23 protein-coding genes are annotated in these 18,638 nt (G+C 53.4%); 12 read left to right on the forward strand and 11 right to left on the reverse strand.

The features are described 5' to 3' along the window. Positions 1–20: 20 nt before the first annotated feature. Entirely contained in the window at positions 21–431 is a 411-nt protein-coding gene (locus QKW35_RS02885; RefSeq protein ID WP_282350637.1) for a DUF4399 domain-containing protein, read from the reverse strand. 16 nt (positions 432–447) lie between these two features. Beyond that, the gene (locus tag QKW35_RS02890) at positions 448–822 is read right to left on the reverse strand and encodes a hypothetical protein (RefSeq protein WP_282350638.1); all 375 of its coding nucleotides are present in this window, start codon (positions 820–822) and stop codon (positions 448–450) included. Between the two features lie 183 nt (positions 823–1,005). On the opposite strand from QKW35_RS02890, the gene QKW35_RS02895 reads away from it, so the two are divergent. After that, positions 1,006–1,452 carry a flavodoxin gene (locus QKW35_RS02895; RefSeq protein ID WP_282350639.1) on the forward strand — a complete coding sequence of 149 codons (447 nt, stop codon included), beginning with the start codon at positions 1,006–1,008 and terminating at the stop codon, positions 1,450–1,452. 77 nt (positions 1,453–1,529) lie between these two features. Here QKW35_RS02895 and nfsA read toward each other — a convergent pair whose 3' ends face one another. From nfsA to QKW35_RS02915, 4 genes are all read right to left on the reverse strand, one after another. Beyond that, positions 1,530–2,267 carry an oxygen-insensitive NADPH nitroreductase gene (nfsA, locus tag QKW35_RS02900; RefSeq protein WP_282350640.1) on the reverse strand — a complete coding sequence of 246 codons (738 nt, stop codon included), beginning with the start codon at positions 2,265–2,267 and terminating at the stop codon, positions 1,530–1,532. Positions 2,268–2,362: 95 nt separating this feature from the next. Further along, entirely contained in the window at positions 2,363–2,956 is a 594-nt protein-coding gene (locus QKW35_RS02905) for an alpha-ketoglutarate-dependent dioxygenase AlkB family protein (RefSeq protein WP_282350641.1), read from the reverse strand. After that, positions 2,953–3,837, reverse strand: coding sequence for a ribose-phosphate pyrophosphokinase (locus QKW35_RS02910; protein WP_282350642.1), 885 nt, complete (start codon positions 3,835–3,837; stop codon positions 2,953–2,955). The genes QKW35_RS02905 and QKW35_RS02910 overlap by 4 nt, the downstream gene beginning before the upstream one ends. Next, positions 3,818–5,377 carry a thymidine phosphorylase family protein gene (locus QKW35_RS02915; RefSeq protein WP_282350643.1) on the reverse strand — a complete coding sequence of 520 codons (1,560 nt, stop codon included), beginning with the start codon at positions 5,375–5,377 and terminating at the stop codon, positions 3,818–3,820. Before QKW35_RS02915 ends, QKW35_RS02910 begins: the two co-directional genes overlap by 20 nt. Before the next feature lie 126 nt (positions 5,378–5,503). Between QKW35_RS02915 and QKW35_RS02920 the strand changes: the two genes are divergently transcribed. The 6 genes from QKW35_RS02920 (at position 5,504) to QKW35_RS02945 (ending at position 10,655) form a co-directional block, all read left to right on the forward strand. Beyond that, positions 5,504–5,848: a 4a-hydroxytetrahydrobiopterin dehydratase gene (locus tag QKW35_RS02920; RefSeq protein WP_282350644.1), complete on the forward strand. Its 345-nt coding sequence runs from the start codon at positions 5,504–5,506 to the stop codon at positions 5,846–5,848. A gap of 120 nt (positions 5,849–5,968) precedes the next feature. Then, positions 5,969–6,823 (forward strand): formyltetrahydrofolate deformylase, encoded by an 855-nt coding sequence (purU, locus tag QKW35_RS02925; protein WP_282350645.1) that lies wholly within the window; start codon positions 5,969–5,971, stop codon positions 6,821–6,823. Positions 6,824–6,939: 116 nt separating this feature from the next. Further along, a complete protein-coding gene (locus tag QKW35_RS02930; protein ID WP_282350646.1) occupies positions 6,940–7,347 on the forward strand; it encodes a CBS domain-containing protein in 408 nt (135 codons plus the stop codon). Between the two features lie 70 nt (positions 7,348–7,417). Then, positions 7,418–8,329 (forward strand): DnaT-like ssDNA-binding domain-containing protein, encoded by a 912-nt coding sequence (locus QKW35_RS02935; RefSeq protein WP_282350647.1) that lies wholly within the window; start codon positions 7,418–7,420, stop codon positions 8,327–8,329. 7 nt (positions 8,330–8,336) lie between these two features. Next, entirely contained in the window at positions 8,337–9,071 is a 735-nt protein-coding gene (locus QKW35_RS02940; RefSeq protein WP_282350648.1) for a replication protein P, read from the forward strand. A 342-nt stretch (positions 9,072–9,413) separates the two neighbouring features. Continuing rightward, positions 9,414–10,655, forward strand: a complete 1,242-nt coding sequence (locus QKW35_RS02945) for an NYN domain-containing protein (protein WP_282350649.1) — start codon at positions 9,414–9,416, stop codon at positions 10,653–10,655. Positions 10,656–10,727: 72 nt separating this feature from the next. On the opposite strand, the gene QKW35_RS02950 is transcribed toward QKW35_RS02945, so the two are convergent. Then, entirely contained in the window at positions 10,728–11,780 is a 1,053-nt protein-coding gene (locus QKW35_RS02950; protein ID WP_282350650.1) for a DUF3549 family protein, read from the reverse strand. A 267-nt stretch (positions 11,781–12,047) separates the two neighbouring features. Between QKW35_RS02950 and QKW35_RS02955 the strand changes: the two genes are divergently transcribed. Genes QKW35_RS02955 through QKW35_RS02970 form a run of 4 tightly spaced genes read left to right on the forward strand, consistent with a single transcriptional unit; the run spans position 12,048 to position 14,325 of the window. Further along, positions 12,048–12,749 (forward strand): DUF1538 domain-containing protein, encoded by a 702-nt coding sequence (locus QKW35_RS02955; RefSeq protein WP_282350652.1) that lies wholly within the window; start codon positions 12,048–12,050, stop codon positions 12,747–12,749. Then, on the forward strand, positions 12,749–13,543 hold the full coding sequence (locus QKW35_RS02960; protein WP_282350653.1) for a DUF1538 domain-containing protein: 795 nt from the start codon (positions 12,749–12,751) through the stop codon (positions 13,541–13,543). Before QKW35_RS02955 ends, QKW35_RS02960 begins: the two co-directional genes overlap by 1 nt. 36 nt (positions 13,544–13,579) lie before the next feature. Beyond that, the gene (locus QKW35_RS02965; RefSeq protein WP_282350654.1) at positions 13,580–13,930 is read left to right on the forward strand and encodes a P-II family nitrogen regulator; all 351 of its coding nucleotides are present in this window, start codon (positions 13,580–13,582) and stop codon (positions 13,928–13,930) included. Further along, positions 13,927–14,325 carry a CBS domain-containing protein gene (locus QKW35_RS02970; protein ID WP_282350655.1) on the forward strand — a complete coding sequence of 133 codons (399 nt, stop codon included), beginning with the start codon at positions 13,927–13,929 and terminating at the stop codon, positions 14,323–14,325. The genes QKW35_RS02965 and QKW35_RS02970 overlap by 4 nt, the downstream gene beginning before the upstream one ends. A 76-nt stretch (positions 14,326–14,401) precedes the next feature. Here the strand turns inward: QKW35_RS02970 and QKW35_RS02975 are convergent, their stop codons facing one another. Then, a complete protein-coding gene (locus tag QKW35_RS02975; protein WP_282350656.1) occupies positions 14,402–14,731 on the reverse strand; it encodes a YqcC family protein in 330 nt (109 codons plus the stop codon). Next, on the reverse strand, positions 14,728–16,080 hold the full coding sequence (locus QKW35_RS02980; protein ID WP_282350657.1) for a class II 3-deoxy-7-phosphoheptulonate synthase: 1,353 nt from the start codon (positions 16,078–16,080) through the stop codon (positions 14,728–14,730). The genes QKW35_RS02975 and QKW35_RS02980 overlap by 4 nt, the downstream gene beginning before the upstream one ends. A 127-nt stretch (positions 16,081–16,207) precedes the next feature. Between QKW35_RS02980 and QKW35_RS02985 the strand changes: the two genes are divergently transcribed. Next, on the forward strand, positions 16,208–16,585 hold the full coding sequence (locus QKW35_RS02985; RefSeq protein ID WP_282350658.1) for a carboxymuconolactone decarboxylase family protein: 378 nt from the start codon (positions 16,208–16,210) through the stop codon (positions 16,583–16,585). Positions 16,586–16,660: 75 nt separating this feature from the next. Here QKW35_RS02985 and QKW35_RS02990 read toward each other — a convergent pair whose 3' ends face one another. Then, a complete protein-coding gene (locus tag QKW35_RS02990; protein ID WP_282350659.1) occupies positions 16,661–17,575 on the reverse strand; it encodes a LysR family transcriptional regulator in 915 nt (304 codons plus the stop codon). 110 nt (positions 17,576–17,685) lie between these two features. After that, a complete protein-coding gene (gene argF, locus QKW35_RS02995) occupies positions 17,686–18,606 on the reverse strand; it encodes an ornithine carbamoyltransferase (RefSeq protein ID WP_282350660.1) in 921 nt (306 codons plus the stop codon). Between the last annotated feature and the right edge of the window lie 32 nt (positions 18,607–18,638).

An 18,638-nucleotide genomic window follows, 5' to 3' on the forward strand; every position in this document is an offset into this window, starting at 1 on the left:
AACCCGTCATCCGCAGTAAATCATTTCACCTCAATGGTGATGCGCTCGGAGACGAGCGGCGGTTCATGGGGTTTGTGCTGGTGGTCTCCCAGAATCAGTTGCAATGTATGTTGGCCGGGTGGCAGCGTGAGCGTGGTTTCCGTCTGACCACCACCGAAGTGTTTCACCTCTTTACCCAATGGCTGATCCAGCGGTGGCAGTTGTTCCATATCGACCAGCAGATGATGGTGGCCGGTCTTCTCCCGCTCAACGCCCGCCGGTGCGACACCCATGCCTCTGAGGCCAAACACAACTTTAAACGTTGAAGGCACGGTAGCGCCATCGGTCGGAGTGACTATATAGGCCTGTGGTGCATGGCCATCGGCAAACAGGGTGCAGCTGAATACGAGGCTAGTGGAGGCGATGACTCCCCTGATGAATGCATGTTTCATGGATCTGTTCCCCTTGTTATTTGGCCATGGATTTAAGTGTCGATTTCTCAGTGTCCAGGGTGTGGGATGCTGCGTGGGCCTTTTCCAGTTTGCGTTTAATCGCGAGGTAGCGTGGGGTTAGCCCAATGTCTTCATAAATGGGTTCGCCATCTTCGATCCGAATCACTTTGGTACCCTGGCGATAGGGCATGGATGTTTCCACTTCCTGCAAGATCGTATGCAGGAGCGAAGTGATCAGTTCGTGTTTGTCCATATCAAACACACTGGCCAGTGCTTCGATGCGGATCAGATCTTCGGTGCTGATCGGAAAGGTCACATCGGTAAGTGTGGCTTTGTGGTGGGCTTTTCGTTCAAGCTCTTCCAGCAGACGGGAGACATGTACATTGGCCATGTGCGACCTCCTTCAGGGACTCATGAAAATAGAATAGCTGAGAGGTTTTGAGTTTGCCTGAAATACGGGGGCTGCCCGCTTGTGTGCAGTTGCGAAAAGCCGTAGAAATCAGAGGTTTTTTTCAGGGGGGAATTTCTTTAGAATTGGCGCTCATTTTTTAAGCAGATTGTAAGGTTTTTCTCAATGGCGAATATCAAGGTGCTGGTGGGCTCTACATACGGCAATGCTCAGCAGGTAGCGGAAGATTGTGCAGAGCAGTTGAACGGTCTGGGTCACAACACCGTAGTTCTGGCTGAACCTAAACTGGAAGAGGTTGTAGCAGACGACACAGAAGTTCTGCTGGTGTGCACCGCAACCATCGGTCTGGGTGAAATTCCAAACAATCTGATGCCACTGTATTCCCAGCTGAAAGACCAGGCACCTCAGTTGTCTGAAAAACGTTACGGTTTGATCTCCCTGGGCGACAGCGGTTACCAAAACTTCGCCAATGCGGGCAAACTGATGGACGAACTACTGCAGGAACTGCAAGTTCAGCGCGTAGGTGAGACTCTGGAAATCGACGCCTGTGAAACGCCTGATCCTGAAGAAGCGGCAAGCGAGTGGGTTTCTGCTTGGGCTGCACAGCTGTAAGCGATCTTCCCTGATAACGAAAAGCCTGAGCACTGCTCAGGCTTTTTTGTTTTCGGAGTGTGAATATCAGAGGCTGATTATTTCAGCAGGAAGCCACGCTCTTGGAGAAACGGCAGCATGTGTGGGCGAGATTCTTTCACCAGCATGCCGGAAATCTGTTCGCTCCAGGTCATATCTTTACCACCACCGGTACGGGTACGGTAGTACTCGCGCACGTGGGCGTCATATTCGGCGATGATTCCACGATCGTCTGCGTCGTTGTAGGTTTCCTGTTTCAGAACAACACTGACCGGCAGACGGGGTTTCACCTCCGGGTTCTGATCCGGGTAACCCAGGCACAAACCAAACACCGGATACACCAGATCCGGCAGTTCCAGCAGCCCTGCTACGTCTGCAATTTTGTTACGGAGACCACCGATGTATACGGTGCCCAGACCCAGAGATTCAGCGGCAACCACCAGGTTTTGCGCGAACAGGCCGCAATCGAGAGATGCGGTGATGAACTGTTCGGTAAAGCCGGACTGCATCTGTGCATCGTGCATATCACACGCCAGTTGGTGGCGTTTCATATCGGCACAAAATACCAGGAACACAGGGGCCGATGCCACATACGCCTGACCACCTGCACACGCGGCTAGTTTTTCACGGGTCTCGCTATTGCTCACCTGGATGACGGTGCACGCCTGAATAAAGCTTGAAGTAGACGCTGCCTGACCGGCTTCCACCAATGCTTCAACGGTGGACTGGTCGATGGACTGGTCGGTGAATTTGCGGATAGAGCGGTGTGATTTAAGCAGGTCGATAACAGCGTTCATGGTGTTCTCTGATTCTGGTTCCGTTAATGGGCGGAAACCTTAGCAAGTTAAATTTCGGATGAACAGACATCGAGAGTAGGGATATTGCCCATCCTCTAGAGCACGTGGCGGAAGGTCAGGTTAATTCTGGGCTTACGTGGTTTTTGGGTTCGCGGAACACTGTGTTGCCAGAAGTGTTGCAGCGTGCCACGCATCACCAGCAGCGACCCGTGCTGCAGTACGATCTCCCGCTTGAGGTTGTGTTCATCCTTCCGGCGCAGCAGAAAGCGGCGCTCTTCGCCCAGGCTGATCGATGCGATGGTTGGGTTCTGTCCGAGCTCCGGTTCGTCGTCGCTGTGCCAGCCCATGCTGTCCTGACCGTTACGGTAGAGATTGAGCAGCACTGCGTTAAAGTTGGTGCCACAGGGTTCAACCAGCCTATTCTTCAGCTGTTGCAGTGCCGGGTGCCAGGACTCCGCGTCCAGTTTTAGATTGGAGTAAAGATAACTGATGCCCGGGTCACCCTGAAAGCACTGCAGGCGTGGGATCAGGTGCTCTTTGCCAAAGAGGCGGATACAGTCCTGGCGCCAGTTCACTTCGTCTGTCAGGGTGTGCAGCAGGTTGTCGGCTTCTATGCCGTTGAGAAAGTTGGCATCGTAGATCAGCTCGCCATCCTGCATGTCGATTGTATCTGGAGGTATCAGGTTCATCGTCTCAGCTGTTGGATTGCTGCATCTGCCAGTGCGTCGCTAATCGTAATCTTGTTGCTTTCGTGGGGAATACAGCCGGTCGTCACAACATCCGCCACCTCTTGCAAGTGGCTATAAGCGTCACCAGCAAAGAGACCGTGTACACCGATACAGCAGGGGCGTTTAAGTGCTGAGTGTTTCAGATGCTTTATTGTTTCTATCATCGTGCGGCCGCTGGAGATGATGTCATCCACCAATACCGGGGTGTGATCACGCCAGCGGTCCACATCCGGCAGGGACACCTCTACATCGTAATCGCCGTGGCGAACCTTGGTTAATACCTGAAACGGGGCATTCGCCAGACGGGCGACTTCCGATACCCATTGTTCGCTTTCGCTATCCGGACCGATCAGCAGCGGGCGCTCAAGGTTGTTACGGATCCAGTCTGCGATCAACGGCGCGGCGGGTACCACCTGGCTTGGAATACTGTAGATCTCATCCAGGCTATTGTAGCGGTGCAGGTGTGGATCCATGGTGACCAGCCAGTCCAGCGCTTGTGAAAGCAGACGGGCATAAGGCCGTGAGCTTACACACTCACCCGGTTTGAAACGTTTATCCTGACGCATGTACGCAAGGTAAGGGGTGATTAGGCCAACCTGGCGGGCGCCGAGATCCCGTACCAAATCGATCAGGAACAGCAGGCGTAGGGTTTTTTCGTCGGGGCGCGCCAGGTTGCAGAAGATCACAATATCCCGGTTATTGCAGTCTGTGAGTAGCCGCAGATAGCTTTCACCATCTGGGAAATGACGCTGCTCCAACTCGCCCAGCTCCGCCTGCATCGCGTGGGCCATTGCTTGCGCCTGCTGCGGGTCGGATTCCAGATTAATCAGTAACGGATTCATTCAGCTGCTCCTTGTCTGCACAGATCTGGACGGTTTCAGAGTGGGCTTCCAGATATTCAACGGCGTAGTTCAACTCACCGGCGCTTTCGGCGTGGATGGTGAGTAGGGGGGTATTGGGGTGAATTTCATCACCCAATTTGACGTGGATTTCAACACCGGCGGCCAGGTCTGCAGGTGCGCCGGCCAGTTTTGCCACTTTGGACAAACGGCGATTATCCACTGAATGCAGCCAGCCATGTTGATGGGCGATCAGTTCAAAACGATAGGGCGCGATTGGCGGTTCGCGCAAACCACCTTGTGCTTCGCATATCTGTTTGAATTTCTCCCAGGCTTTACCTGAATCGATCAGCTGGCGTGCACGCTTGCAGCCTTCTCCTTTTGTTATATCGGTGACCATTTCAAGCATCGCGCCAGCAACGGCGATGGCTCGCTCCTTTAGATCAATCGGTGCGTTCTCTGAGTTTTGCAAAACGGCTGTAATGTCACGGGCTTCCAGAGCAGGGCCGATTCCGTATCCGACGGGTTGGCGACCATCTGTGAACATAATGTCGATGGTCAAACCGAGGGATTTGGCAACTTTGCGGAAGCTATCAGCCAACTTATCGGCCGCAGCTTGGCTGCGCACCTTCGCCGTTGGTCCCACCGGCATGTCGATCAGTACGTGGGTGGCTCCTGCCGCAATCTTTTTAGACAGGACTGAGGCGATCAATTGGCCTTCACTGTCGATATCCAGTACGCGCTCGACTTTAATCAATAGGTCGTCAGCGGGTGATAGGCGCACCGAGCCACCCCAGGCCAGACAGCCTCCCTGTTCACAAACCACCTTTTTCATCTCATCCAGGGAGAGGGATACGTTGGTCAGTGTTTCCATCGTATCGGCGGTACCGGCGGGGGAGGTGATCGCGCGCGATGAGGTTTTGGGCACGGTCAGGCCGCTGGCCGCAAGGATGGATACAATAATAGGCGTGGTTCGGTTTCCCGGCAGGCCTCCCACACAATGCTTGTCCACAACCAGTGGCAGATCCCAACTGATTTTGCTGCCGGAGTTGACCATCGCCTCTGTCAGGTAGGTGATCTCGCGGTTATTCATGTTGTCGTTGCCGCAGGCGGTGATAAACGCCGCCAGATGCACGTCAGCGTATCGTCCAGCCACAATATCATTGACGATATCGTTGAATTGTTCTCTCTTCAGCGTATGACCATATACCTTCGCGCGAATGTGAGAGATGGAGGCCACCGGGGCTGGGTGGGAGGTCCAAATACTGTCGCCGTCATTCAGCTCCAACCGTTTCCATGCGGATTCGGAAAAACCGATTTCACCAGGTAGGATCATATCGCCGGTGATATCGCCGGTGATAATGTTCAATGTTGCGATTATGTATTTGTTTTCGCTTCGGACTAGCACCCGCGACAAGGCAGTAAAACCTTCCGATTTACACACCGCACTGTCTGCACGCAGGTAGATAGTAAGCTCCTGGTGGGTATCGACCCCCAGGCGCCTTGCCTTCAGGGGGGGGATGCGTTCAGTTACAAAAACCATATATCTACTCCTGATCAAACCAGTAGCAAGTCACTGTATCTCTTACTGAATCCGGGATGTTGACGGGGCGCAGAAGAATTCGTGTCTTACGGCTATGCTAACGAATATAAAGAGGTGGAGATAGTTATGAGTATCCTAGCATCCCAGGAATGTACTGCCTGTCGCGCTGATGCGCCGCAGGTTACAGAGCATGAGGCCGACGAGCTGCTCGCACAATTGCCAGAATGGCAGATGATCAGCGCAGCTGGCGTGCCGCAGTTGGAAAGAACGTATAAATTTCGCAACTTCGCTGATGCATTGGTGTTTACCAACAAGGTTGGAGAGTTGGCAGAGTCACTGAACCATCACCCTGATATCAGTTTGGGCTGGGGCTATGTACGCTTGATTTGGTACACCCATGCGATCAGCGGGCTACACCGAAATGATTTTATCTGTGCAGCGAAATCTGATCAGTTGTTCAGCGAATCCTGAAACCGGGGTTTCACTGACGGTGAAAAGCGATGAGGTTGCGACTTAACGTCAGTGCCTTTGTGAAATATTCGGGCTAGAATAGCCGCGAAATTAGCGTAGCTTCGTGGGGACAAAGAACAAATGGAACGTAGATTCAGGCTGGTTTTGTCTTGCCCGGACCGGGTAGGCATTGTGGCAATGGTCAGTAACTTTATTTCCAGTCATGGCGGCTCAATCGCCGATGCAAACCAGCATTCTGATCCGAGCACCGGCTGGTTTTTCATGCGTGTTGAGATCCGAGCTGAATCGCTGCCGTTTTCTCTGGAAGAGCTGCGTAATGCGTTTTCCCCGATCGCCCAGTCATTCAATATGACCTGGGAGATCCATGATTCCGCCCAGCCGCGGAAAGTGATCCTGATGGCCAGCCGCCAGTCTCACTGTCTGGCCGACCTGCTGCACCGTTACCACGAAGGTGAGCTGGATTGTGAAATCCCGTGTGTAATATCCAACCATGATGATCTGCGCAGCATGGTGGAATGGCATAATATCCCGTATTTCCATGTGCCGGTTGATAAAGAGAATAAGACGGAACACTTCGAGCAGGTCAGCAAGCTAATCCGCGAGCATGAAGCTGATACCGTCGTACTGGCGCGATACATGCAGATTCTGCCATCCGATATTTGTGCGGAGTACGAGCGCCGTATCATAAATATCCACCACAGTTTCCTGCCGTCCTTTGCGGGTGCCAAGCCTTATCACCAGGCGCACGAGCGCGGAGTGAAGCTGATAGGGGCAACCTGTCACTACGTAACCGAAGATCTGGATGCGGGCCCTATCATCGATCAGGACGTGATTCGCATCAGCCACCAGGACACCCCGGAAGAGATGGTACGCCTGGGTCGTGACGTGGAAAAGATGGTTTTGTCGCGTGGTCTACGCTGGCACCTGCAGGACCGAATTTTGGTGCAGGGCAATAAAACAGTCGTATTTAACTAAAGTATGAACTTTCGCGTTGCGAGTCGGCTGGTATTGGTATAAAGATAAGGATGAGGGCTGGATTCGATATCCCATGATGTTGTCTCTGGGGACAGCCCTGGCAAGGAGGAAACCCAATGCTCAGATCCGTAAAAGCTCAGGATTACATGTGTGAAGCCCTGATTACCTTCAAACCGGAAACTGATCTGTTTGAAGCGATCAATGCACTTGTGGACAACGGCATTACCGGTGCCCCAGTCATTGATAGTGGCGGTAACCTGGTGGGGCTGCTCTCTGAAGCTGACTGCCTGCGTGCAATCCTGACGCTGACTTACCATGAAGAAGAGATGGGTGGTGTAGTTGGTGACTACATGGTGGAAGAAGTGCACACCGTCAACTACGATGCTGACATCATTGCAGTCGCCAAAGAGTTTATTGACAACGGCCGCCGTCGCTTGCCGGTTCTCAGAGACGGTAAAGTGATTGGACAGATTAGCCGTCGCGATATCCTGCGAGCGGTTGAGATCTTTGCTCAAGACGGTTAACGTTGTGTGCTGTGAAATCAGGCCGCAGCTTTGTCTGCGGCTTTTTTATTTGTAAGGTACTGAACTGCTGATGGGTTACCAGATTCCCGAACAACCAATGCTTATTTACCCCTCTCTGGCCGAGAAGTTTGGTCTGGAAGAGGCGTTGTTGCTGGGCATCTATCACCAACTCTCGCAACGTATGGGACTGCGTTTACGTAGCGGGACTGAGATTAAGCTGGACACGCAGAGTTGGCGCCAATTGGTGCCGTTTTGGTCACAAGATCAGATTGCCATGGTGACCAACAGCTTGGTTTCACAAGGGGCTATTGATGCCAGTGTCAGTAAAACACTGGTCAAGATTGTGCTGCTTCCAAACCAGGGACAGCCTGCGCCGGAAGCCAGTGAGCCGACAGTTGTGGCAGAGCCTGAAATGGAGATGGTGAGTCGCCTGCAGGTGGTAGATCAGCCGCCTCCGCTCATCGATGAGCCGCCCCCACTGGGTATGGCACAACCACCTCAACGGCCGATGCCTCCTGTGCAGGAGCCGCAACGGCAGTCGCCAGCCGCGCAACGGACACCGGCACCTGCGTTTGGCGGCAGTACCGGTTGGCGTCGACACAAGAGTGAGCTGCAGGTAATCTTTGAGCAGCATGAAGAGCGAAATCAACACCTGCATACCATGTTCCTCGGGTGGCAGCCTACCGCCAATTTTTTCGAACTGCTACCACGTCATGGGATCAGTGAAGAGTTTGCCCGCAGCTGTATTGATGAGTTTGTGCTTTACTGGGTAAACAGAGATCGTCGTGAAACCAACTGGGATCAGAAATTCCTGGCTTGGGTTAAACGGGACTGGGTGCAGAAGCAGACGCGCGATGCGCGTGAACAGCGCGTGGCGCAGCAAGAGAAAAGTTTTAACAATGAAAACTCCCGCAGAGATACTCGCGAAAAACGAAAACGGGTTACCCAAGCCATCATGGACATCAAGGACACCGACTGGTGAAACCCGAGTGCCTGTGAACCCGCAAGGGCACGCGAGTGGTCAGGCACAACCTCAACCGATCTCCAACGAGACCAAAACCCTCGTTAATATGATTTTCGCCCGCTTTATGGCGATCTACGGGCACAAATTCAAAAGTTGCTTCGAAACCCAGGATGAACTGCGTCTGGCCAAGCGTGAGTGGGCGCTGAGCCTGCGGGGGTACAACGAATCCGAGCTTGTAGTGGCGATTGATCGTTGCAAGGAATCACTGGCCTGGATGCCCTCTGTGTCCGAGTTTCTGGCGATACTGCAGGAGCTACGCGGTGACCATGGCTTGCCTGCTTCCCGCAATGCCTATGTGGAGGCCTGCATGCACGCTGATCACCCGACCAAACATACCTGGAGTCACCCGGCAGTGTATCAGGCGGGTAAGGCAACGGGTTGGTTCCGTCTGCGTACCGAAGACGAGGCCAATGTGGTCGGTGACTTTAACTACCACTACCAGGTGATGTGCCAGCGTGTGCGCGATGGCGAGAATCTGGAAGAGGCGGTGCCGATGGCGCTGGAAGATAAAAGCGACAATACACTGGTCGACTTTATTCAGCGTTGGGGCGAAGAGCAGAATCTGGAGCCGACGGTTGCGGCGAAGTTGCTCTACTATCTGATGAAGCCAAAGGGCAGTGCGACTCGTCAGCGTTTTAAGGAGATCGCCCAGAAAGACGCTGATGCATTGGGTATCCAGCTGCCCGAAGACTACCAGTAACTGCAGTATTTCTCTCCGTTTGACAGGAGGAACGCTGTTTCTTCCTGTCTTCACTGGCACTTGTCATATTTTTCCCGCATTATCTTTTTCGCACCTGCGCAATGCAGGTGCTTCATGCGCTGCCGCTCTTTGCTACTCACTAATCAGTGTGGATATAGCTTAAACCTGACATAGAAGAAAGAGAGGGCGAATTTCCTGAAGTTGTTAATTGGTGCCTCAGAAAGGATTTGGGCCCGGCGAACGGCTTTGGAACAGTCAGCGTGTTTTCAAGGAATCCGTTGATTAAGCCGCATATATACACCGGCTTTTACCACGGTTCCTTCATCACTAGGGACTGAATAAATGGAACAAAACGAACGTATAGCACTATTTATCGACCTGGATAACTTTGTAGGTTTCTGTCTGGATGACGGTCTGGCGATGGATATCAAGGGCGAGATTAAAAAACTTGAAGAGCACGGCCGTGTCAGTATCCGCCGCTCTTTCGGTGATATCGTCAAGCTGCCGATGGCCGCGGATAAGAAACAGGAACTGCGTCAGATGCTGCAGGCGAATTTGGTGCAGCACGAAGATATTCCCCATTACAACAACTACAAAAACACGGCTGATATCCGTCTGGCGATAGAAGCTTTGTCGATTGCGTATACCTACCCGGATATCAACTGTTTTGCGGTTATCGCCAATGACCGCGACTTTATGCCGCTGTTTGCCAAGTTGAAGGAGATTGGTAAAACCGTGATCGGCATTGGCAGTACCAGTGATTCCGTCGGCGAGTTGTACCGCAGTGCCTGCGATATTTTCTATTATCACGACGAGCTGGGCTCCCATAAGCCGCGCATCAAGAAGCGTGCGCTCAGCAACGAGCAGGATGTGATCGATCTGTTGCTGGAGACGGTGGAGTACCTGGAAAGCGAAGACCGCAAACCGCTGGGAGCCACCCTGGTGCCTGAGATGAAGGCACGCGCTGATCTGGACTTTAAGAATTACCCATACGGCTCATTCCGTGGGTTCTGCGAGATGTTGGAAGGGAGGGGAATTATCTCCACCGAACCACAGGGCGGTGATGTGATTGTCTCCATCGTACCGGGTGCGGTTGCTGAACGAGGGGAATCCCAGGAGCAGCGCCCGACAGGTTTGTTGCAGGAATACATGGATTTTGTGAAGAGTGTCTTCAAGCTAAAGGCCGATCTGCCAAGCCACGACCAACGCCTGCAGATCTACCACAAAGCGGACGAGATCCTGGCCGAAAGTCCGGAAGGGGTGGCGTTGAAAGAACTCTCTCAGCAGGTGACCGATGAGCTAGGCCTTAGCAACGGTGAGCAGACTGCAGTGTATAAGATCATCTATACCTTGTATCGTGCGCAGAGTTATCTGGCTGAGCGTACCGAGGACAGCTACAACCCACAGATTCTGCACAGTATCGTCAGTCATGACGAGATGGAGAAAAACCTGATCAAGCGCCTTATTATCCTGTTCCGCAAACACCAGCCGGAATCTGAGTTTAACGCGCACAAATGGTCGGAAGTGTTTGTTGGCAATACGTCGTTCTCACGCCTGATCAAGTTTGTATATAACTATGAATAATCGGGCAGGGTGATGCGGAAACTAAAAAGGCGGTATCAAAAGATACCGCCTTTTTTGTGTTTGTTGGTTCGATTAACCGAGATTGCCGCCAAACATCTGGCCGATCGCCTCGGACAGTTTCTCGCTGCGGTCCGGACTGCGGAATACATGCAGGATCAGGGCACGCAGGTCCGGCATAAACATCAGGTCCGCCAGAATACGCGAGAAGCCTACCTGACCGGATTTGCCAGCAGCCAGTGCTTCCAGATACGGCTTCAGTACTTCTGGAAAGCGCAGGCTGACGTTGCAGCGGGTTGCAATCGCTGCCAGTACTTCCGCTTCCAGGGCGTGTTCGGTGTTCAGGACCGCCAGGACCAGGTCGCGTTTGGCTTCTTCATTGTGGCCATTGGAAATTGCGCGGAGTTGTGCCGCCACATGGTTGGCCGTTGTCGCTTCTGCTTGCAGACTGGTCTGCAAGCGTGCGCTCAGTGCTGAAAACAGTGTGTGATCCGGAGTGATGTTCTCAAGACAGGTGCAGAGCACTTCGTAGACTTCGTCGGGCAGTTGCGGGATCGCTTTAGTCAGGATTTCGCTGTTACGGCCTTTGTCATGGCGTACCACCAGATCTGCGATGCCCTGGTAACCAAGTGCCTGCCACTGGTCATAACCGAGCTGACCGTCAAAGTACTGCTGGGCATATTCGTAGTACTGAGAGGCCGGCTGACCGATTGCCAGGGTGGCGTGGGCGTGGAAGATCGCCATCTTCTCCTGCTCAGGTTTAAAGGAGAATGGGTTGTCCTGCAGGGCATCTTTCTTGGTGCTGTCCGGGTCACCGGAAAGTACGTTGCTGATGTTCTGCATCAGGCGGTTCATGAAATCATCCCGTGCCGCCTGCACCAGATAACCCTGTTCATCCAGCGGCAACTTCAGGAACCACACCACGTTCTGGTCCTTTAGCTTCGGGTTCCACATCAATAGCGCAATCCATGCGTGATGCATAAACGGTGCTGGATAAGGAACCTGTGCCTGTTCCACTTTGTTGAACGTTTCAGCAGACAGCTTGCTGACACGGCGGCCCATATCAAAGATACGCAGTTGGGTCTCGGATTGGCGCAAAAACTCAACAAGGGATGGGATTTGGGACATGATCGATCTCGATAAAGATTTCGGAAACGGGGCCGATTTTACCAGTGCTCAGACACAATCAACAGCGCTACCTTGGCCGGAGACTGGCTATGTCATCGACACCGCTCTGGGTGTATGGGGGTAGATCATGCTTTAGTGCTTTTTTCGTATGTGTCTTTTGCAACAAAAGTTTAAAGCGGATACCCTAACCTTAGCATTTTAAAGGTTATTTTCACTTAGGGAGATACAGGGCTCTTGAATAGCGCTCTTCTTGCATTAGGACGCTCGATGGTTGGCAGTCTACGTGACCTGGCACCAATCATTCTTGTCATCGGATTTTTCCAAATCTTTGTTTTACAGCAGGGTGTGCCCGACTTTGTCGGACTCGTTGTCGGCTTGCTGTGTGTCGTCGCCGGACTGACATTTTTTATCTATGGCCTGGAGATGGGGTTGTTTCCTATCGGGGAAACCATGGCCCACTCCTTTGCCCGGAAGGGCAGTGTCATATGGCTCTTGGTCTTCGCTTTCTGCCTTGGCTTTGGCACGACGGTGGCAGAACCTGCCTTGATTGCGGTAGCGGATGAGGCTGCCAAGGTGGCTGCAACCGGGGGGATGATAGTTGACTCTGCAGAGGCGCGTGGCAGTTATGCAAGCGGTCTGCGATTTACGGTGGCGTTCTCTGTAGGCCTGGCGATTGTGCTGGGTGTACTGCGTATCCTTAAGGGCTGGTCGATCCAGTACATGATCATCGCCGGTTATATTATGGTGGTGATTATGACCATGTTTGCGCCACGCGAGATTATCGGTATCGCTTACGACTCCGGTGGTGTCACCACGTCGACTATCACCGTGCCGCTGGTGACTGCGCTGGGTGTGGGCTTGGCGTCTTCTATTGAAGGGCGCAACCCGATGACTGATGGTTTTGGTTTGATCGCTTTTGCTTCGCTGACACCTATGATCTTTGTCATGGCTTACGGGATGGTGATCTGATGGAATTCGTCATGCAATTGATCGACATTACCCTGGCCACCATCAAGGATGTGATTCCGATTGCGGCGATCATCTTTGGTTTTCAGCTGTTTGTGATTCGGCGCCCGATCCCAAATGTAAAGCGAGTTGTGATTGGCTTTGCCTATGTTATTGTCGGGCTTGCGCTCTTTTTGCTGGGGCTGGATAAAGCGCTGTTTCCAATCGGTCGTTTGATGGCCGAACAGCTGACGAACCCGGAGTTCATCAGTCAGTGGAGCGACAGTTTACCGGATGCTTTGCACTGGATGGACTACTACTGGGTGTTCCTGTTCGCATTTATGATTGGTGCCAGTACTACGATTGCCGAGCCATCGTTGATTGCGGTTGCGATCAAAGCCAACGAGGTGTCCGGTGGTGCGATTGGCGTCTGGGGCCTGCGTATCGCCGTAGCGCTGGGTGTTGCAGTAGGGATCTCGCTGGGTACCTGGCGTATCGTGACCGGTTATCCGATCCATTGGTTTATTATCGCCGGTTATATCGTGGTGGTGATTCAGACCGTGTGGGCACCGAAAATGATTGTGCCACTGGCGTACGATTCAGGTGGAGTAACCACATCCACGGTAACGGTACCGCTGGTGGCGGCACTGGGGCTGGGGCTGGCGGAAACCGTACCGGGGCGCAGTGCTCTGATCGATGGTTTTGGCTTGATTGCCTTCGCAAGTCTGTTCCCGATGATTACGGTGATGGGCTATGCACAGATTACAGAATGGTTGGCGAAGCGTGATGCGAAACTCCGCGAAACAGCGGATGCCTGACCATTATTTAGAGACGTAGAAAACGGAGAATTTGCCGTGCATTTCAAACTGTTAGTGGTGTTTGTCGAAGATACCAAAACAGAGCAGGTTATGAAGGCAGCGCGAGAAGCGGGTGCGACTGGCGCAACTGTCATCAATAACGCACGTGGTGAGGGTGTTACCAAAACCAAAACGTTCTTTGGGCTGACTCTGGAAACCCAGCGTGATGTCCTGCTTTTTATTACTGAAGAGCACCTTAGTCGTAAGATTCTGGAAACAATTGGTGAGGTAGGGGGCTTTGATGATGCGCCGGGCCGAGGAATTGCGATTCAGCTGGATGTTGAAGATGCGGTGGGCGTAGCCCATCAGATTCAGACCCTGACCAATGTGGTAGAGGAAGAGATATGAGCAGCGAAAAGAATGTTGTTCGAGTAAAAGACGTGATGACCCAGGACTTCGCAATGGTCGACGGACTGGTCACAATCAAGGATGCATTGGAGCTGTTCAGGCAGAAGCAGGTGAGTACTCTGCTGATCAACAAACGCCATGAGGACGATGAGTATGGCATCCTGTTGTTGTCAGACATTGCCAAGCAGGTGGTGGCTAAAGATCGTTCCCCTGAGCGCGTAAACGTCTACGAGGTGATGTCCAAGCCGGTGGTGTCCGTAGAGTCCCGCATGGATGTACGTTACTGTGCGCGCCTGTTTGATAACTTTGGCCTGGGCCGTGCGCCAGTGATCGACAACGGTCAGGTGATGGGGGTTGTGAGTTACAACGATATTGTGCTGAAAGGTCTGATCTGATCAGAATACTGGGCAAATAAAAAACGGGCTCTGACCTTGCGGTCGAGCCCGTTTTTTGTGCTTTCTCAACATCGTATCAATGGCGTACGTTGAGGGCATTGTCCAGTTGTTGGATCAGTGACTCCAGTTGTGCTGTATCCGCTTCCAACGTTTTGAGCGCTTCCTCTGCCATCGTATGCATATTGCTGTTTTGAGGCAGTGCTATCTGCTGGTCGATCATCACCTGCAGGCGCGGGATCATCAGCCACTGTATCCACTCAGAGAACATCAGTGTATCCACGCAAAACGGCTGTGTGCTGGCGAGCGCTTCAGCTGAGGGTGATTGCTCCCCCCACAGCTGTTTGGCTTCCATCTCGTCGCGGATCGCGATCAGCAAGGCGCTGACACGGGTAGCGCGGTCGTTCATTTACCGCGTGCTTCCTTCAGGGTATCGGCGATCAGGAACGCTAGTTCCAGTGCCTGTTCGCCGTTCAGGCGAGGGTCACAGAAGGTGTCGTAGCGATCTGCCAGACCTTCTTCAGTGATCTGATACGCGCCGCCGATACACTCGGTCACGTTCTGACCGGTCATTTCGAAGTGCACACCGCCCGCATAAGTACCTTCAGCGCGGTGAACCTGGAAGAAACCTTTCATCTCCTGCAGGATCGCGTTCACGCTACGGGTCTTGTAGCCGGAAGACGCCTTGATGGTGTTGCCGTGCATCGGATCGGAGCTCCAGACCACGTTGCGGCCTTCGGATTTCACGGTGCGAACCAGCGGTGGCAGCATGTCTTCGATGTTGTCGGCACCCATGCGGGCGATCAGTGTCAGACGACCAGGGATGTTGTCCGGGTTCAGGATGTCCATCAGGCGGATCAGATCATCGGTAGACGTGGTTGGGCCTACCTTTACGCCGATTGGGTTCTGAATGCCTTTCAGGAACTCAACGTGGGCGTGATCCGGTTGACGGGTACGGTCGCCGATCCACAGCATGTGGGCGGAGCAGTCGTACCACTGATCGGTGATGCTGTCCTTACGGGTCAGAGCTTCCTCGTAACCCAGCAGCAGTGCCTCGTGGGAGGTGTACAGGCTGGTTTCGTGGATCTGTGGTGTGGTTTCAGAGGTCAGGCCACAGGCTTCCATAAAGGCCAGGGCCTGATCGATCTGAGTCGCCAGGTGCTGGTATTTCTCACCCAGTGGGCTCTTGTCTACGAAACCCTGATTCCAGCGGTGTACCTGGTGCAGGTCGGCAAAACCACCCTGAGCGAATGCGCGCAGCAGGTTTAGTGTGGATGCGGACTGGTGGTACGCTTGCAGCAGACGTTCCGGATCGGCGATACGCGATTCAGCCGTGAAGTCGATACCGTTAACGATATCACCACGGTAGCTTGGCAGTTCGATGCCGCCGCTGGTTTCAGTGGCCGCGGAACGTGGCTTGGCAAACTGGCCCGCCATACGGCCGATTTTCACAACCGGGCAACTGCCTGCAAAGGTCAGCACTACCGCCATCTGCAGCAGCACCTGGAAGGTGTCGCGAATCTTGTTGGCGTTAAACTCAGCAAAACTCTCCGCACAGTCACCGCCCTGCAGTAAAAAGGCGTTACCGTTCGCAACTTCTGCGAGGTGCGACTGCAGGTTACGGATCTCACCCGCAAATACCAGTGGTGGCATTGTGCTGAGCGTTTCTTCTACCTGCTTAAGTGCGGCCTGATCCGGATATTCCGGCTGCTGGACAATCGGAAGGTTCCGCCAGCTATTCGGGGTCCAGTTTTGCATTTCTTATCCTGAGTATTTCCTGAGTTAAGGGCGACAGTGTAAGGCATCGCGCTGGATAAACAAGAGTGTGATTTTCCTGTTTGTTGTTTTGCGTTAGGGTAACCGCATATTTTTTGGAGGATATGACATGTCAATTGAAGATCGCGAAAAGGGGCTGGCTGTACGTACCGAGGTTATGGGTGAAGAGTTTGTACAGCGGGCTATCGACAACACCACCGAATTTACGGCACCGGTACAGGATTGGATAAATGAAAACGCCTGGGGTTCCACCTGGCAGCGAGAGGGATTGCCGCGCTCTACACGCAGCCTGGTAACCATTGCCATGCTGGCGGCGCTAAAGGCACCTACCGAGCTGAAAGGGCATGTGCGAGGCGCGCTGCGTAACGGCTGTACGCCGGAAGAGATTCAGGAAGTGCTTTTGCATTCTATCGTGTATTGCGGTGCTCCGGCGGCTCAGGAAGCGTTTCGTGCTGCGAAAGAGGTGATCGAAAACTGGGAAGGGTAATGGGAACCCGGTCTGGATATATCGGGCGTCAGAAGTGAAGAAACATCCCTGTTCTTCTGTATAGGGTGTCAATCTTTAAGCGGATTTGATGCCTGAAAGGTTGCGGAAGGAGACTTCCTTGGCGGTGCTGAGGAAGTCCACCATGAAGTCCGCATTTTTCTGGTCTTCGCGAATCGCGGCATAGAGCGTGCACCACACGCCTTTCTCGCCGAGGGAGCGTACGGCGATGTAATCCCTCTGGACATACTCGTGAAGTGCCCAGTTCGGCAGGGCGGCAACACCACGTCCGCTGGCAACCAGCTGCATCATCATCACGGTCAGTTCGGCGGTGCGGATACTCGCCGGTTCAACATCAGCCGGATCCAGGAAGTAGTTAAATATGTCCAGTTTCTCTTTTTCTACCGGATAGGTAATCAGGACCTCCTGCTCGAGATCACCCGGCTGTACAAAGCGTCGAGCCATCAGGCGGTGCTGCTTGCTGATCGCCAGGACCGATTCGTAGGTGAACAAAGGAATGTACGCGATGCCGTTACGGGGCTCCGGGTCGGAGGTAATCACCAGATCCAGGTCGCCACGGGCCAGGGCGGGCAGTGGGTGGAAGCTGAAACCGCTGGACAGATCCAGCTCAACCTCCGGCCAGTGCTGGCGGAAGTGATCGATGGTAGGCATCAGCCAGTCAAAGCAGCTGTGACATTCGATACACAGATTCAGGCGGCCCGCTTCACCACCGGCCAATCGGGCGATATCGCGCTCGGCGCTGCGTATCATCGGTAGCATTTCATCTGCCAAAGACAGAAGGCGCTGGCCTGCACTGGTAAAGCAGATCGGCTTGGTTTTGCGGATAAACAGCGAGCAGTCCAGGCGGTCTTCGAGGTCTTTAATCTGGTGTGAGAGCGCAGATTGGGTCAAATGAACTCGCTCGGCCGCCTCAACCAGACTCCCCGCGTCCCGCAGAGCAGACAAAGTTTTCAGATGACGAAGTTCGATCATTGTACGCTCCCCTGTGACAGATGTATGTCGAAGTATAGTTGCTCTGAAGGGAAAGAGGTGAATCGGACCGGTTTATCAGAGAATCCGGTCCGATCGGTCAGGTATGAGCCTTAAGCGTTGTTTGGCAGTCCAACCAACAAGAACTCAAGCAGGGCTTTCTGTGCGTGCAGACGGTTTTCCGCTTCATCGAAAACAACGGAGCGTGGGTCGTCCATCATCTCGGCACTCACTTCTTCGCCGCGGTGTGCAGGCAGGCAGTGCATGAAGATCGCCTCTTTGTCGGCCAGGTCCATCAGTTCCGGGGTTACCTGATAACCGGCAAAGGCGATCTCGCGCTCTTTCTGCTCCTCTTCCTGGCCCATGGATGCCCAAACGTCAGTCACAACTAAGTGGCTGTCCTTGATCGCTTCGGCTGGGGTGCGGAAGATGGTGATGCGGTCCTTGTTCTCTTCCAGTAGTTCCTGCATCGGCTCAAACCCTTCCGGGCAGGCGATGTTCAGGTGGAAGTCGAACTGACGAGCAGCGTTGATGTAGGAGTTGCACATGTTGTTGCCGTCGCCCACCCAGGTCACAGTCTTGCCCTGGATGTTGCCGCGGTGCTCGCGGTAGGTCTGCATGTCGGCTAGCAGCTGGCACGGGTGGTACTCGTTGGTCAGTGCATTGATCACCGGTACAGAGGAGTTTGCTGCAAACTCTTCCACAATCTCGTGACCGTGGGTACGGATCATAACCACATCAACCATGCTGGAGATCACGCGTGCGCTGTCGGAGATCGGCTCGCCGCGACCCAGCTGGGTATCGCGTGGCGACAGGAACATGGCGTGACCGCCAAACTGTGCCATGCCGGCTTCGAAAGACACACGGGTACGGGTGGATGATTTTTCAAAAATCATCGACATCACGCGGTTTTTTAGTGGTTCGTACACTTCGCCGCTGCGAAGAATGTTTTTCAGTTCGGTTGCTCTATCAACAACAGAGCTAAGCTCCGCAGGAGACAGGTCCCGCAGAGTCAAAAAATGTCTTGTAGTCATTGTGATTTTCTCGCTACGTCAGACGTAGCCGC

It is taken from the genome of Pontibacterium granulatum (assembly GCF_029961155.1).
GTDB lineage: Bacteria > Pseudomonadota > Gammaproteobacteria > Pseudomonadales > Balneatricaceae > Pontibacterium > Pontibacterium granulatum.

Excerpts from the sequence above, each read along its gene's own strand:
- QKW35_RS02885 (WP_282350637.1), bottom strand. The coding sequence starts at position 431 with ATGAAACATGCATTCATCAGGGGAGTCATCGCCTCCACTAGCCTCGTA.
- QKW35_RS02890 (WP_282350638.1), bottom strand. The coding sequence starts at position 822 with ATGGCCAATGTACATGTCTCCCGTCTGCTGGAAGAGCTTGAACGAAAA.
- QKW35_RS02975 (WP_282350656.1), bottom strand. The coding sequence starts at position 14,731 with ATGAACGACCGCGCTACCCGTGTCAGCGCCTTGCTGATCGCGATCCGC.
- QKW35_RS02895 (WP_282350639.1), top strand. The coding sequence starts at position 1,006 with ATGGCGAATATCAAGGTGCTGGTGGGCTCTACATACGGCAATGCTCAG.
- QKW35_RS02990 (WP_282350659.1), bottom strand. The coding sequence starts at position 17,575 with ATGATCGAACTTCGTCATCTGAAAACTTTGTCTGCTCTGCGGGACGCG.
- QKW35_RS02980 (WP_282350657.1), bottom strand. The coding sequence starts at position 16,080 with ATGCAAAACTGGACCCCGAATAGCTGGCGGAACCTTCCGATTGTCCAG.
- nfsA (WP_282350640.1), bottom strand. The coding sequence starts at position 2,267 with ATGAACGCTGTTATCGACCTGCTTAAATCACACCGCTCTATCCGCAAA.
- QKW35_RS02950 (WP_282350650.1), bottom strand. The coding sequence starts at position 11,780 with ATGTCCCAAATCCCATCCCTTGTTGAGTTTTTGCGCCAATCCGAGACC.
- purU (WP_282350645.1), top strand. The coding sequence starts at position 5,969 with ATGGAACGTAGATTCAGGCTGGTTTTGTCTTGCCCGGACCGGGTAGGC.
- QKW35_RS02970 (WP_282350655.1), top strand. The coding sequence starts at position 13,927 with ATGAGCAGCGAAAAGAATGTTGTTCGAGTAAAAGACGTGATGACCCAG.
- argF (WP_282350660.1), bottom strand. The coding sequence starts at position 18,606 with ATGACTACAAGACATTTTTTGACTCTGCGGGACCTGTCTCCTGCGGAG.
- QKW35_RS02915 (WP_282350643.1), bottom strand. The coding sequence starts at position 5,377 with ATGGTTTTTGTAACTGAACGCATCCCCCCCCTGAAGGCAAGGCGCCTG.
- QKW35_RS02920 (WP_282350644.1), top strand. The coding sequence starts at position 5,504 with ATGAGTATCCTAGCATCCCAGGAATGTACTGCCTGTCGCGCTGATGCG.
- QKW35_RS02960 (WP_282350653.1), top strand. The coding sequence starts at position 12,749 with ATGGAATTCGTCATGCAATTGATCGACATTACCCTGGCCACCATCAAG.
- QKW35_RS02955 (WP_282350652.1), top strand. The coding sequence starts at position 12,048 with ATGGTTGGCAGTCTACGTGACCTGGCACCAATCATTCTTGTCATCGGA.
- QKW35_RS02945 (WP_282350649.1), top strand. The coding sequence starts at position 9,414 with ATGGAACAAAACGAACGTATAGCACTATTTATCGACCTGGATAACTTT.
- QKW35_RS02985 (WP_282350658.1), top strand. The coding sequence starts at position 16,208 with ATGTCAATTGAAGATCGCGAAAAGGGGCTGGCTGTACGTACCGAGGTT.
- QKW35_RS02910 (WP_282350642.1), bottom strand. The coding sequence starts at position 3,837 with ATGAATCCGTTACTGATTAATCTGGAATCCGACCCGCAGCAGGCGCAA.
- QKW35_RS02905 (WP_282350641.1), bottom strand. The coding sequence starts at position 2,956 with ATGAACCTGATACCTCCAGATACAATCGACATGCAGGATGGCGAGCTG.
- QKW35_RS02935 (WP_282350647.1), top strand. The coding sequence starts at position 7,418 with ATGGGTTACCAGATTCCCGAACAACCAATGCTTATTTACCCCTCTCTG.
- QKW35_RS02930 (WP_282350646.1), top strand. The coding sequence starts at position 6,940 with ATGCTCAGATCCGTAAAAGCTCAGGATTACATGTGTGAAGCCCTGATT.